Below are 14489 nucleotides of genomic sequence, written 5' to 3'. Positions count from 1 at the left end.
ATTATCATAAAAAGAATCGGGGCATTCATTTGAATGCCCCGATTCTTTTTATGATAAATTTCTATTTATTGTCCCTAGACCAGATCTCAAAGATAGGGTCACCTTTTGAGCTCAAGCCACTGTGGTTCCAAGCGCCATCTTTGATTTCGCCATCAAAGGACAAGGAAGCACCGACACGGCTATTGTCTCTGGAGAAGAATAAGATGTTTTCGGTATATTTCTTATCCTTAAAACTGTATTTTCCTCCACCGGTACCATAAAAGCCCTTTTCAGCAGGATTTATGGCAATCCATTGGAAATAGCCGTCAACCAATATTTTGATAGTCTTTCTGTCGCCACGTGGTATGTTGGACATTTTATCTTTTTCTTTTCTGCCGGTTATCCGCCACAGACCATCCAAATCCTGTTTATTGGCAGTTTGTTTCGCGAAGTTCAGGTTTCCCATTTTGATGCCTTTACCATCCAATTGGGCGTTTGTGGCCTTTTCAGTGCCTATTTCAGCTGGATTGGCATCATTATATTCCACGTTTACCTGTATATCATTGTTTGATGTGGTAAATGGACCTCCCCAGGTAGAAATATACTTGTTGTCTTCATATTGGATATATGAACTGTAGCCATCTACAAATAGCCATAGGTGATTGACATTTCCATCTTTTGCGAGGTAAGCTCCATGTAGGGGCTGCTTGGATTGAGCAATGACTGCAAAGCCCATCAGCAGAATGGCCAAACTTAAAAATAGTCTTTTCATGTTGTGATTCTGTTGGTTATCCCTTAAATATAATTAAAACCATTTAAAGCGCAAACTGTTTTGAACCTGACAAAAACGCTTTGTCACGAATGGGTAGGAATCGAAATTTGAGTTTTCGCTTTCAGGCTAATACATTAATTTTACGCCAAATTTAACTTCTATAGCATTGCAACTAAATCACAGGACACTATTTCTTCTCACGTGGGTCTTAATTTTATCCACTTTAAAGTCACTAGGTCAGATAGAGACCAAATCTGTTACTGACACGATAATATTTAGAAAAGACAGCTTAGCTGTCCTTCCCGATGAACCTGCGTTTATCAAGGATACCTTAGAATGGGACCTGAATCCCAAGAGGGAAAAGAAGTTTTGGCGTGCAGGAGCTCAATGGTTTTTGGCTCAAGCTTTACCGGCTTCCTTCAATCGCTTTATTACGAAAGATCCTTATTCATATATCAGTTTCCAGAACTTTTTGGACCATCAGCGATTTAGTGCCTGGGATTGGGATGACAACCAATTTACCACCAATCAGATTGACCATCCTTTCCATGGACAGATTTATTTCAATGCCTTTCGTAGTAATGGTTACAATTTTTACCAATCCTCCCTGGCCACGGTAGCCGGAAGTTATATATGGGAGACAGCTGGCGAAACACAGCACCCTTCCATCAACGATTTAGTCAATACCACCTTTGGAGGGATATTGATGGGGGAGATGATGCATCGGGTTTCCCGCAACATCCTTGCGAGAAACCGTACGGACCATAATAGGATCGGAAACGAGATCGTAGCGACTTTGGTGAATCCTATCAACGGATTGAATCGCTTTTTAGATGGTAAATGGGGTAAACCGATCGATGATTATTATGGAGCCGACTCTTCTGTCATCAAGGCGGAACTGGATTTAGGAGTGCGACGCTTTGATGCCAAGGAAGGTGATTTCCTGAATGAAGGAAAGAATGCTTTTTACGGTCGATTGCGATTTATCTATAGCAATGGTGACCATAACTATAAAAGACCTTTTGATCAGTTCTCTGTAAACCTAGAATTGGGAAATGGGGACAGTTCATTTATTAATGGGGTCAATGTACATGCCCTACTTTATGGTGCAAAATTCTTTAAGTCTAAAAAGGGGAATCATTATGGTACCCTGAATGCCCATTATGACTTCTATAACAACGATGCCTTTTTTTACGGAGGACAAAGTTTGAACTATAATTGGCTTTCTGAATTCAGATATAAAAAAGGCAATCGCTTGAACCTGTCTGTGGGAGCGGGAGCGGTGATATTGGCCGCAGTTCCTGATCCATATTTGTTATATGGAGCCAGTAGAAACTACAATTATGGGCCAGGTGCATCATATAGGTTCCGTGGAGATTTGATGCTCTTAGATCGCTTTATTTTAAGTGCTGACTATAATGGTGGGGTGTTTTTTACCATTTCGGGTACGGATTCATACTATGTCCTCCACGGACTGAACGTCGAAGCCAGCCTGAGATTATATAAACGTTGGTCCATCAACTTGAGTTCTGGTTATTTCAATCTCCAAGGTCATTTCTATGATCAGCAATATCCAGACTTTAATCGTGAATATCCTTATGGTAGGTTGTCCGTAGGGTATAATATATTCTTTTAGAAGTTAACACAAAAGACATTTATTTTTAATAAAGTATAATTTTGTTCTATATTTTTAATTTTGTTGCCCTTATTTTTGCTGCAAATTAAAAATAGACAATGACTAAATCTTTACTAAGCAGCTGGAATAGGGGAATTCTTCTTTTATTTATCTTAACAGTATTTTCTTCTTCATCTTATTCCCAAGAACAGGACTCTAACAAACATAAAACAGTTGATCCTGTCGATTTTGTAAAACCAACCTCTAGTATTCGAGTTTCCTTAATTGCTCCAACCTTAACTTTTCAATACGAAAAACCAATAGGTCCAAAAACTGTATTTGATGTCAATGCAGGGCTTCTAGTTAGCTTTGGGGTAAGTAAACTTTCGGTTGATATAGATCAATATAGAGATTTGGAGGTTAATGCTAGGTGTTTTGCTTTAATGCCACTAATGTCTGTTGGGGTAAAACATTTTTATAATATTGAAAATAGGCTCCGAAAAAATAAAAGCATTGAGAATAATAGTTCAAATTATTTTGGAGGAAGGTTGCACGGTCCTATAATTGGATGGATTAGGGATACTAAAAATATTAATGCAGAAAAGTCCAAAAGAATACAGTTCAGCAGCCGGACTGCAGTAGGATTGGTAGCCTTGTGGGGGATGAATAGAGACCTCGGTAATAATTTCAATTTCAATCTGGAGGTGGGACCAAGTTTAGTCTATAATTTGGATTCTAAAATAGTGCCTTCTTTCTGGCTTCATGTTGGTTTTTCAAAGACCTTTTAAATAATTGGTTTATTATTTAATCCTAAGAATTTTTTTTAAACCATGAGATCTGTTTTAAAATTTATTCTGCTATTCCTGTTTATTTTACCATTTACCCATGCTCAAGAAATCAATGCACTTGATCATGATTCAATCCGCTCATATGTTGTAGAGAATCATAGTATCCATGCGAATATCGTAAAACCCATGTTAGCATATCAGTTTGAAAAGCCAGTTTTTCAAGATGCTGTCCTCGAGATGCATGCAGGTCTTACATTAGGAGGTTTAACACGCTTTCATGCTTTACCAATAGGAGATAAGGAGCGTTGGAATCATTATAATAGAACAATTGTGTTGATGCCGACCTGGTCCTTATCGGTCAAGAAATATTATGGTTTTTCAAATCGATTACAAAATGGCAAATCCATTAAAAATAATTCATCAAATTTCCTCGCTCTTCGTTATTTAGGCCTAATGGCAGGCTGGACATTTGATACAACGGTGGGAGAGAAAGAAGCTAAAGAAAAACCTAGTTTTGATAAAGGTGTAGCCTCAGGTTTCGCTGCAACTTGGGGAATCAATAGAGATATTGGCAAAGACTTTAGTTTCAATTATGAAATGGGACCTATTTGTATGAAAGCCCCCCAAGGAATCTGGGGTTTAGGACTATACCTGAAAGTAGGCTTTCAGTGGAATATATTGTTATCTGCTAAACATTGATATTAATAAATTTTTAGGTAAAATATATTTGTTCTTCGTTTTTAATTTCATAGATTTTTCGTTTAATGCGGTAGTTTACAATTCTTTAACCGAAGACGCGGGCGTACGGGGGACTTTCCTGGGACAAATTGATCCAAATCTTGGCCCATCCTCCCATCCTCGTTGGGAGATCGAGGCAAATCCCGATCCTGGTTCAACATAGAGAACAGTTTCTTAACTTTCGGTTACCCACCATGCTGTCGTCCTGACGAAGGAAGGATCTCGCAGCAATGCGAACCTTGCTTGTATTGGCGTACAGTTCCTTTACCTTCGGTAAAGGATGACAGGACTTGGGAAAGGAGAAGCGTACAGATTCTTCACTAATCGTTCAGAATAGCACATGGGCAATGTTCTTTTTTTACTGTCAACCTGAGAATAAAAAATTTGGACTAAATTTATCGGAAGGTGATGACAGCTTTTTGGCAACGAAAATAAATTAGCTCTTTTATTTTTTTAATATAGAACCCCTTTGGGGTTCCATTATTTTAGCTGGCATGGCACGTTAGCCTGTAAGTAGCAAAAACTGATGTTCGATTAATCGAACATCAGTTTTTGCTACTCCTGTTTTGTTCAATACCATTGCTAAAATAATTCATCCCCGCTGGGGATGTATGGCGGATAAAAGGTTTCCCGTTCCGGTGTCAACCTGAGGTACGAAGGTTCTCGGAGGTATGCAAATATTGATTGTATAGGTGTACAATTCCTGCACCGAAGGTTAAGGAAGACAGGGGCATAGGGGGCGGGCGTATGTAATTCAGCCCTACCGTATGTTGGACTTTCCAGCGAATTGTTGATCATCATCATGGTCTATCCTCGAATCTGTTAAATCCTGGTTCAAATCCAAATCATGGTCTATCCTCCCATCCCGCTAATCCGGGTTCAAAATACCCTACAGTCCCATTCCCTTCGCTTAAAGGCACCCCCGAGTCTAATTACTTACTACTAAATACTCCATAAAAAAAGGTTAACGAAATTGCTCCGTTAACCTTTTTTTATTTTATAACTAATTCTTGTAATGCTTATTTGTCAAGCTTTTCGAATTTGTCGAAATCGATCTTTTTAGATTTGATTTTCACTGTATCTTTCAATTGATCGAACACTTTTAAAGCTTTTACTTCTTCGAACAAACGGTTAGCTTGTTCTCTGTCGCCTAATAATTGCATTGCGAATTGTTGCAATTGCTCATCTGTTGGCTCTTCGTTGATGTTGTACATTTTGATTTGCGCGTAGATACGTTCTTTAGCCAAATCAACCACCTCATCATATTTAACTTCTAAGTTGTTTGCTGTAACGATGCGGTTTTCGATGATCGTCCATTTCAAGTTGTTCAAGAAATCTTCGAAACCTTCTTCGATTTCAGTAGCATCCAAGTTAGGGTTAGTTGCTTTTAACCATTTTTTCAAGAAATCCTCAGGGAATTTAGCGTCAACTTTATCCATACCGAAAGTATACATATCGTTGCGTAATTTTTGAGCTGAGTTTTGTTTGAATAGGTTTTCAACTTCTTCTTTTACTTTTTCGTTGAATTGCTCTTCGGTAGTTACTTCACCAGCAGGGAACAATTTGTCGAAGAACTCTTGGTTCAAGTCAGACTCTTCTAATCTATTGATGTTTTTAACCGTCAATTCGAATTTAGTAACGTCTAGGTTTTCAGCCTCATCTTCAGTGATACCTAAGATACGAGCAAGGTCAGCAACTTTGAATGCTTTCTTTACGTCAAGCTTTGCAGTATCATCTTTTTTCAAGCCAACCAATGATTTTTTGATTTTGGCATCTTCAATGATGTCCGTACGGATTGAAGTTGTTTTTTCGATACCGTCTTCTTTATCTTGTTTCAATTCAGCGTAAAGAACGTCACCTTCCTCAGAAACTTCAGGGTTGGTCATTTTACCATAGCTACGACGTAAGTTTTTGATACGCTCAGTAAGCGTTGCTTCATCAGCTTTAATGTCGTATTCAGTGAATTCCGTCTCTGCTGAGAAAGGAATGTCAAACTGAGGAGCTAAACCGATCTCGTAATCGAATTTAAAAGTATCTTTGAAATCCCAGTTGTATTGACCATCAGTATCTTCTTCTTTAGGAAGAGGTTGGCCTAATACTTCCAGTTTTTGCTCACCGATGTATTCAGCAATTTTATCATTGATAATTTTATTGATCTCATCAAATAAGATCGCTTTACCGTACATACGTTTGATATGTCCAGTAGGAACCATTCCTGGGCGGAATCCTGGTAATTTAGCTTGTTTTGCTTGGTCTTTAATTGCTTTATCAACCTGTGGGTTATAGTCCTCAGGCGCTATTTCCACTTGGATACTAGCGTTGATGTCATCAATGTTCTGGTGTGAAATATTCATACTCTTGTTTTAGCTTTTCGCAATTAATAAAAAAAAGTCCTCCTGATATTTTGTTTTCAGGAGGACATCAAGTGCGGAAGAAGGGACTCGAACCCCCACGCCTCGCGGCGCCAGATCCTAAGTCTGGTGCGGCTACCAATTACGCCACTTCCGCAGTTAGGATTTTATTGAGCCACAAAGATAGAAACCAAACCTATATATGTCAAGCTTTTTCTTCTCTTTTTTCTATGTTTTTTTGTAACTCTTTGTTTCTTAAAGCCTAATTTTTTAAAAAATATTGAAAATAGCCTGGGCTAAGCTCAAAATACGGGAAGATCATGCTGTTTTTGGAGCGGATTCGATAGGTAAACATCCTCTTTTGGTCTTTATAATTATGGAAAACTAAAAGGACATCCTCCAAAAAAACTCGAAGGTGGGGAGGCTCATGTTCCTTTTATATAATAAATCAATAAACACTATTCAATAGAAATAAGGATTCCTTCAAGAATCCTGACCAGGATAATGGAGCATAATTTGACCTCATTCGAGACACATTCCGAATTTTCCGAAAATGTCTCGAACAAGGGTAAAGTGATGGTCGAAGGCCTAAGATCAATAATTGGATAAAAAAACGACTTTCCAGAACTTGGTTTTATTGATGGAATGGGGGAGGCTTTATAAAAAAATTGAAAAAATATTTGCGCAAGTACTTTTTTCTCCTTTACTTTGAAACACAAAGTACTTTTATGGACCAGAAAGATATCTTAAAAGAAATAGGCCAGATCCGCTCCATGATGGAGAAATCATCGAAATTTATGTCCATCAGTGGGCTTTCGGGCGTATTGATCGGTTGTTTAGCTTTATTGGGGTCAGCAGCTGCATATTTTGTGGTTTATGGAACCAAGAGTGTATTTGGTTACCGTGACTATTATGTGCTGGATGAACAGGTGCTATATAAATTGATCATCATTGCCATTTTGGTCTTGGTTATTTCCGTAACGGTAGGGGTGATCATGGCAAGGGCAAAAGCCAAGAAAGCGGGACAGAGCATCTGGAACCCGACCAGTAAAGCGTTATTGAAAGCGATGGCTATCCCATTGGTGACTGGCGGTCTGTTTTCGATCATCCTGATCAGTAAGGGTGTGGTCGGTTTGGTAGCTTCCACCTTGCTGATTTTTTATGGACTGTCACTTGCGGCAGCTAGTGTATTCACTTTTCGGGAAGTCAGGGTACTTGGAATTTTGGAAATTGTATTAGGCTTGTTAGCTTTGGCCTTCCCTGGATATGGCGTCGTGTTTTGGGCCTTAGGATTTGGTGTTCTACATATCGTTTACGGGTTAATTGTCCATAAAAAGTACGAAAGAAAGTGAGCTTGGATTTAACATTATATGACAAGGTTTTTGAAAATAGGGTCAGGTTGCAAATCATGAGTATCCTGATGGCCAATGATTCCTATGATTTCAATTCGTTAAAGGAATTGTTGGAGGTAACCGATGGTAACCTGGCATCAAACCTGAAGAACCTTGAAAAAGAAGGCTATATTTTGGTGACTAAAACATTCATCGATCGTAAGCCGAATACAAGTTATAGTAAGACGGATCAAGGCGCTAAAGCATTTGAAAATCATATCATTGCCTTGGAGAGCCTCATCAAACAGCAGTACAAATAGAATTTTTTTTGTTCATCTACTTTGAAAGACAAAGTACTTTATAGATAAAAATATGAGAGGATTAAGATTGAAATTTATGCTATTCCTGTACAATTGGTCATCCAAATTGTATGCAGAGCTGTTTAAGGGATATAAGGCAGCTTGGGGAATCAGGAAAGAAGAGTTTTTGGAATATCAAGAGGGGAGTTTAGGCTATGCCTTAGGGATGTTCTACAAAGAAAAAGGTTTTGACGTCATGCCGAAATTGGAGAATCACGATGTCTTTCACCTGATCACAGAAACTGGAACAGAGATTAACGATGAAATTGCCATGCAATATCTGCTATTCGGAAATGGCAAGCTGAGTTTGTACCTGCTGGCCATGATCTTTATCGGGACCTTTATATTTCCGGAGCATAGCGCACATTATTGGTCAGCTTACAGAAAAGGGAAGGCCATGCATAAATTTCATCATATAGAATTTAAGGGCTTCCTCACAGAATCACTGAGCACATTACAACAATCACTAGATAAAAAACAATTAAAACTACAACTACAAGTAAATCCTATTCAACATGGAAAATAATTCAACTAACGAGGGATTGGAGAACAGTTCTCAGAAATCCCTGATCGAAAAAATCACCTCTTCATTGATCGTTAAGATCTTTGTCATTTTCTTCCTGATGTTAATCTTGCTCATTCCATTGGGCTTGATCGGAGACCTGATTTCAGAGCGCAACAATAGGGAGACGAATGTATCTACGGAGATCGCTCGGAAATGGGGGATGGACCAAGTGATCACAAGCCCTATCTTAGCTGTTCCTTACGAGGTGGTCAGAGAAAGGATGAAAAGTGATGGGGAAGGTACGGGAACCAGTACGTTGGTGACAACGGTAGTGACAGAATATGCCTTTATGATGGCAGATCAGATCCAGATTACAGCTACCGTAGAACCTGAACCTTTAAAGCGTGGCATCTATCAAGCCATCGTCTATACCTCAAAGATCAATATTAAGGGGAATTTCGAAGCCTTTGATTTCAGTAAATTAAAGGTACTGCCTGCTGATCTGAAATGGCAGGACGCCAAACTGGTTTTCGGTATACAGGATGTGAAAGGACTATCAGAAAATCCAACGTTTAAATGGGATGGTAAAGCCATGGATATGGGGAAATATGATCTGGATATCGATCTGTTCAAGCAGAATTTAACGGTTGACCTTCCATTAGAAAACAATGAGTCCTTGAACAAACCTTTCGAGATCAATTTTGACCTGAAAGGATCCAAGTCCTTGAATTTCTTGCCGCTGGCAAAAAACACGAAGATCAATGTAAATGGTAATTGGGCAAATCCTAGTTTCAATGGTAACTTTTTACCGGATGACCGTGAAGTTGGAGAAAGCTTTAAAGCTAACTGGACCATTCCGGATTTCAGCAGAAAACAGGCCCAACAATGGACCGGAGAGCCTTATAAGGTCTATAACTTCCAAGGTATCGATCTTTCTGACGAAGACGCACATCCCAATGAATATGCTGCACGCACCTTTCCAGAACCACAGAGCGCTAGCACAGACAATCAGTTGACTGCAAATGATTATGACATGGTTCAGGTCAACTTCTTGCCACAGGTCGATAACTATCAAAAAGCAACCCGCGTAACCAAGTATGGTGCTTTGGTGATCGCATTGACTTTTGTTTCCTTGGTCTTCATGGAAATCATCAAGAAACAGCGCGTGCATATCATTCAGTATGTATTGATTGGTTTTGCCATGGTGTTGTTCTATGCTTTATTACTTGCGATTTCGGAACATATTGGATTTAATTTCGCATATTTAATTGCAGCAATTGCAACAATTATCCTGATTTCATCGTTTATCAAAGCAATAACCAAGGACATGAAATCGGCCATGAATTTCGCCGCCATATTAGCTCTATTCTATAGTTTTATCTTCGTACTTCTTCAATTACGTGACTACTCATTAATCGTTGGAACCATTGGACTATTCATCATCTTGGCGGTATTAATGCGTATTTCAACAAAAATTAACTGGTATCAATTTGAAAAGCAATGATAAGGTTAAGTAGAACATCCATACGAATGTACCTCACGAGCATTTGGCTCTTATTTTGGAAAGCCAGTCGTGTAAATTAGGTAATGATTTCGGTTTGCCTGTCAACTTTAGTAAATTGGCAGGCAAATCGTTTTTTATATGCATAAGATATCATGGATTGGAGCACTCTTATTGATCAATAATATGGTTATTGCACAAGAAGGAAAAGAAGTTCCCCAAAAGGTGGAGCGACCAAAAGTAGAAGATCGCGTCAGACGTTCAGGCAATGTGGAACCCCTTAGTCCCCAGAAGCTATGGGAATTGGGCCGGGTTTCCGGAGAAGGACTTTCAGCAGATGGCACCCAATTGATTTACGGTGTATCGAATTATCAGTTTGATGAAAACAAATCCGAGAAGGATCTTTTTGTTATTCCGGTAAAAGGAGGGGTTGCCAAGCAATTCACCTCCGAGGCAGGTGGAGAGTCTGTACTCAAAGTGGAAGGTGACGATGTCCTTTATATGTTCAAAGGACAGATCTGGAAAAAAAGCCTGAAAGACGGAAATGCCGTTCAAGTGACCAATCATGAAGGTGGATTGGAAAATGTGAAGATTTCACCTGATGGGAAGCATATCTTGTTCAGCAAACAGGTTCTCTTAAAAGATTACCATAGCACCGATAAATATAAGGACCTACCAAAATCCAATGTGTATATCTATGATAATCTAGATTACAGACACTGGGATACTTGGAACGATGGGAAATTCAACCATCCATTTATCGCTAGTTATGATAACGGAAAAATTGGGGAGGCTAAGGATATCTTAGCTGATGAGCCTTTCTATTCGCCAACCATGCCATTTGGAGGTGCAGAGGATTTTGCTTGGACTCCAGATAGTAAATCCGTACTCTATGTATGTAAGAAAAAATTTGGAACGGAATACGCACAGAGTACCAATACAGATATCTACAAATATGACCTGGCTTCAGGACAGACCAGTAATCTGACCGAGGGAATGAATGGGTATGACAATACGCCAAACTTCAGCCCTGATGGAAAATTGATGAGCTGGATGAGCATGAAAACCGATGGCTATGAATCGGATAAAAATGATATCTACATTAGCGAGCCTGCCAGCGGAATCAAACTGAACATGACGGCTCATTGGGATGGAACAATCAATTCCTATACTTGGAGCAAGGACAATAAAAAAATCTATTTCTTGGCACCAACCGAAGGTACAGTTCAGATCTTTGAACTATTGATCCCAACCAACCTGAAGAATAGGGCATTGCCAATTATCAATAAGATTTCAGATGGAGAATTTGACATCAACGGTATCGTGGGAGAAACCAAGGAGGGTCTGGTAGTTTCCCTGTCAAAAATGACACGGGCCAATGAAGTATACCATTATGCTTTCAAATCCAAAAAATTAACCCCAATAACGACTGTCAATGATCAATTGTATAGTAAGGTTGCGGATACAAAGGTGGAAGCAAGGGTTACTAAAGCATCGGATGGTTTAGACCTATTTTCATGGGTGATCTACCCGCCGAACTTTGACCCTAGCAAAAAATACCCAACCCTATTATTCTGTCAGGGAGGTCCACAAGGAGCGGTTACCCAATCGTATTCCTTCCGTTGGAACTTCCAGTTATTGGCCAGTCAGGGATATATTGTCATTGCGCCTAACCGTCGTGGAATGCCAGGATGGGGGGTGAAATGGAATGAGCAGATTTCAAAGGATTGGGGTGGTCAGGCGATAGCCGATTACCTATCCGCAATCGATGACCTGTCCAAGGAATCATACGTGGATAAAGATAGGATTGGAGCTGTAGGTGCTAGTTATGGCGGTTATTCCGTATTTCAATTGGCAGGTGTGCATGAAGGTCGATTCAAATCCTTTATTTCACATTGTGGATTGTTTGATATGAAGTCATGGTATGGTACAACAGAGGAATTATTTTTTGCTAACTATGAATTAGGTGGACCTTATTGGGAACAGGGTAATGCGAAAACCTATACCGAATTCAACCCAAGCACACTGGTATCGAAATGGAATACGCCGATCTTGATTTTCCAAGGCGGTAAAGATTACAGGGTTCCAATCGGACAAGGGTTGGAAGCTTTCCAAGCAGCTCAACTTAGGGGGGTGAAAAGTAGATTGGTCTATTTACCAGATGAAAACCATTGGGTGCTTTCAGGTCATAACGCACAGGTATGGCAAAGGGAGTTTTTCGGATGGTTGGATGAAACCTTGAAAAAATAATAAATAAATAAAGAAGCCGATTCAAATTGAATCGGCTTTTTGAATGCACAGAAACAAGAGACATTATAGGATCTATAACTTGCTTTTTCATTCATTACTTAATAAACAACATTTAAAGAATATTTTCACCTTTCTTCATTAGGTCTAAATTTTCATTCAAATCATAGAGCTGGTTTTCTTCCGCCTTTGTGATTGCCTTTTCCATCAAAGAGATTCCTTTTTCTTTTTCTCCCACTTTATAGTTCAACAAAGCGTAGTTGGAAAGATTTTCGACATCTTCAGACTTTTCAAAGGCATCTCTCGACCAGGTCAACAGTTCTTTGATGAGTTCAGTCTCCTTGGATTTTTTTGCAAAAACACCCACATATTCCATTTTCATTCTATCACTGATGCTATGGTCATATTTTTGGATATAGGCTTTCAGGGCAGGGACATAATCATGCATCAGAAGGCCATTTTTATAGAAGTTTAATTTTATAAAATCCAATAGTTCCGTGCTATGATTTGGGTATTTTGCAACTAAGGTATCTTGGAAAATAGACCAATCCGGATTGCTGGTCAAGATATAATAGCCCATAGGAGATTTACGGCCGAGCTTGTTGGCGGCATCTTCAAAATTTATTATTCCTCGGTATAGATCCTCGGCCGCTGTTTCTCCTAACAAAGAGTCAATTTTTTTAGCTTGATTCAAAAGTAATGGGAAGCCAATGTCTTGGGAAGAACGGGTTACATCCATGATGACCTGTGCTTCGGCTTTCGTTTCAATAGCTGGTTTCTGGGAAAGATAAGCCTTGATCAGATCTTGTTTGTCCTCGGGCTCAGCTTCCATAGAAGCATTTAAAAGTTTTTTTAATATGGTTTTGTCCTGCTTATTTTCCTCATACTTCTTTCTTAAGGTGTAATATTGGAAATCTGGATTCGGGACCTTTTGCAATAGGTTTAGGAAATTGCTGATCTCTCTCTTGCCATAGGCTTTATGTACTATTTCGCCAATGGGATTAAAGAAGAGATAGCAAGGGTAGCCATCCACCTGATAATTCTTGTCAAATTCCTTGCTTAATTTCATCCATTCTTTTTTGACTTCATTCGCCTCAGGGTCATCATCAAATTGCACTTGGACAGACACATAGTTTTGGTTGCTGAACTCGCCAATTTTACTGTCTGTGAAAACCTGTTGTTCCATGATTTTACAAGGTACACACCAGGAGGTTTAGCAATCCATCATGATGTATTTGTTCTCCGCTTTGGCTTTTTCTTTGACCTCTGCCCAATTCAAGTTATTGCTGAATTTTATTCCTTTTTCCTGAGCAAAGAGAACGGTTGGTAGCAAGAATAATATAAGGATGAATCTTTTCATGATTTATTGGATTAATAGCTTTAGAGCACGTACGGAAATAGCGTTTTTCATGACCATCTGTTGTTTGTTGCCTTCAGGCGTAGCTGAAGGAATGGTCTGAGTAGAAGAAACTACACCAGCCAGATTGCCAGCTTCCGATAGGATAGGAGCACCGCTTGATCCGACCGCATAGTCTGCACTGATGGTCATCCTATATTGTCGGATTACCGGTGTCCTCGGGTTCAACATCAAACTGTTTTTGTTGACGATGCCTTCACTCAGATAATAATAGATATGGTCTGGATGGGAGATAATATATACGGGTTCGCCGGGTAATAATACTGGACCTAATGGAATAAAAGGCAATTTCTTTCCATTCGTTTTAACCTTGAAAACGGCTAGATCATTGCTGGAAGAAAAGGCCAGTAACTCATCCATCACATATACCTCACCATCTATGCCTTCAATAAAATAAGTGCTTAGGTCTTTGCTTTGTTGCAAAGTATCTGTTGGCTTATCCGTATGGATCAATTCAGCGAGCACATGGTAATTCGTGACGCAGATGCCATCAGAACTGATAGCAAAAGCGGAGGCATATAGATCGGCATAGGGATAATCATTTTTATCTTTTTGGTTCATTCGGCCCATCAAAAAGACAGCTGTTTTTTTTGCCTGAAAAAGGTCCCTAGGCTTCAATGCCTCTGTGGATGGATTACCCACTAATTTCCATGAAAATGATTGTTCATTTTTTAATGCCTTGGCTTCGATTTGAAGTTGAGGTACTGTTTTTCCTTGCTGTGATTTAAATGCAGCCTGTACCTTTTCCTCCAAGCCTTTGTGGAATAAGGCATCGTTCATGAAAATGCTGTCTGTTTGGTCCTGTGCTTTGGCCTCCTGCTGTAGACAGGATAAAGCCAGAGCCAAGGTAAATACCCAAAAAGGATGTGTTTGAAACAATTTCATG

General features: G+C 39.4%; 12 protein-coding genes, 1 tRNA gene and 1 pseudogene. 8 read left to right on the top strand and 6 right to left on the bottom strand.

Annotated elements, in window-relative coordinates; genetic code table 11:
• Nucleotides 1–61: 61 nt before the first annotated feature.
• Nucleotides 62–751: a hypothetical protein gene (locus NMK93_RS15180; protein ID WP_254530199.1), complete on the bottom strand. Its 690-nt coding sequence runs from the start codon at nt 749–751 to the stop codon at nt 62–64.
• 166 nt (nt 752–917) lie between these two features.
• Here NMK93_RS15180 and NMK93_RS15175 point away from each other — a divergent pair, with 166 nt between their 5' ends.
• From NMK93_RS15175 to NMK93_RS15165, 3 genes are all read left to right on the top strand, one after another.
• Nucleotides 918–2387 carry a DUF3943 domain-containing protein gene (locus NMK93_RS15175; RefSeq protein WP_254530197.1) on the top strand — a complete coding sequence of 490 codons (1470 nt, stop codon included), beginning with the start codon at nt 918–920 and terminating at the stop codon, nt 2385–2387.
• 98 nt (nt 2388–2485) lie between these two features.
• Complete coding sequence (locus NMK93_RS15170) at nt 2486–3154, top strand: hypothetical protein (protein WP_254530195.1); 669 nt, start codon at nt 2486–2488, stop codon at nt 3152–3154.
• 42 nt (nt 3155–3196) lie between these two features.
• Nucleotides 3197–3853, top strand: a complete 657-nt coding sequence (locus NMK93_RS15165; protein WP_254530193.1) for a hypothetical protein — start codon at nt 3197–3199, stop codon at nt 3851–3853.
• A 1058-nt stretch (nt 3854–4911) separates the two neighbouring features.
• On the opposite strand, the gene NMK93_RS15160 is transcribed toward NMK93_RS15165, so the two are convergent.
• Nucleotides 4912–6246: a trigger factor gene (locus NMK93_RS15160; RefSeq protein WP_185214305.1), complete on the bottom strand. Its 1335-nt coding sequence runs from the start codon at nt 6244–6246 to the stop codon at nt 4912–4914.
• A 72-nt stretch (nt 6247–6318) separates the two neighbouring features.
• Nucleotides 6319–6400 (bottom strand) — tRNA-Leu (locus tag NMK93_RS15155).
• 571 nt (nt 6401–6971) lie between these two features.
• On the opposite strand from NMK93_RS15155, the gene NMK93_RS15150 reads away from it, so the two are divergent.
• The 5 genes from NMK93_RS15150 (at nt 6972) to NMK93_RS15130 (ending at nt 12189) form a co-directional block, all read left to right on the top strand.
• Nucleotides 6972–7595: a hypothetical protein gene (locus NMK93_RS15150; RefSeq protein ID WP_185214306.1), complete on the top strand. Its 624-nt coding sequence runs from the start codon at nt 6972–6974 to the stop codon at nt 7593–7595.
• Nucleotides 7592–7894: a transcriptional regulator gene (locus NMK93_RS15145; RefSeq protein WP_254530191.1), complete on the top strand. Its 303-nt coding sequence runs from the start codon at nt 7592–7594 to the stop codon at nt 7892–7894. The genes NMK93_RS15150 and NMK93_RS15145 overlap by 4 nt, the downstream gene beginning before the upstream one ends.
• A 52-nt stretch (nt 7895–7946) precedes the next feature.
• Complete coding sequence (locus NMK93_RS15140) at nt 7947–8459, top strand: Coq4 family protein (protein ID WP_185218530.1); 513 nt, start codon at nt 7947–7949, stop codon at nt 8457–8459.
• Nucleotides 8449–9942 carry a cell envelope integrity protein CreD gene (gene creD / locus NMK93_RS15135; protein ID WP_254530189.1) on the top strand — a complete coding sequence of 498 codons (1494 nt, stop codon included), beginning with the start codon at nt 8449–8451 and terminating at the stop codon, nt 9940–9942. The genes NMK93_RS15140 and creD overlap by 11 nt, the downstream gene beginning before the upstream one ends.
• 138 nt (nt 9943–10080) lie before the next feature.
• Nucleotides 10081–12189, top strand: coding sequence for a S9 family peptidase (locus tag NMK93_RS15130; protein WP_254530187.1), 2109 nt, complete (start codon nt 10081–10083; stop codon nt 12187–12189).
• Between the two features lie 112 nt (nt 12190–12301).
• Here the strand turns inward: NMK93_RS15130 and NMK93_RS15125 are convergent.
• The 3 genes and pseudogenes from NMK93_RS15125 to NMK93_RS15115 all read right to left on the bottom strand — a co-directional run.
• Nucleotides 12302–13384, bottom strand: a pseudogene (locus NMK93_RS15125) (hypothetical protein); the annotation flags it as partial.
• A gap of 15 nt (nt 13385–13399) precedes the next feature.
• Entirely contained in the window at nt 13400–13546 is a 147-nt protein-coding gene (locus tag NMK93_RS15120) for a hypothetical protein (RefSeq protein ID WP_254530182.1), read from the bottom strand.
• Between the two features lie 3 nt (nt 13547–13549).
• Nucleotides 13550–14488 (bottom strand): serine protease, encoded by a 939-nt coding sequence (locus NMK93_RS15115; RefSeq protein ID WP_254530181.1) that lies wholly within the window; start codon nt 14486–14488, stop codon nt 13550–13552.
• Nucleotide 14489: the final 1 nt, after the last annotated feature.

This window comes from Sphingobacterium sp. LZ7M1, assembly GCF_024296865.1.
GTDB lineage: Bacteria > Bacteroidota > Bacteroidia > Sphingobacteriales > Sphingobacteriaceae > Sphingobacterium.
This window is presented reverse-complemented; position numbering and strand designations above follow the sequence as displayed.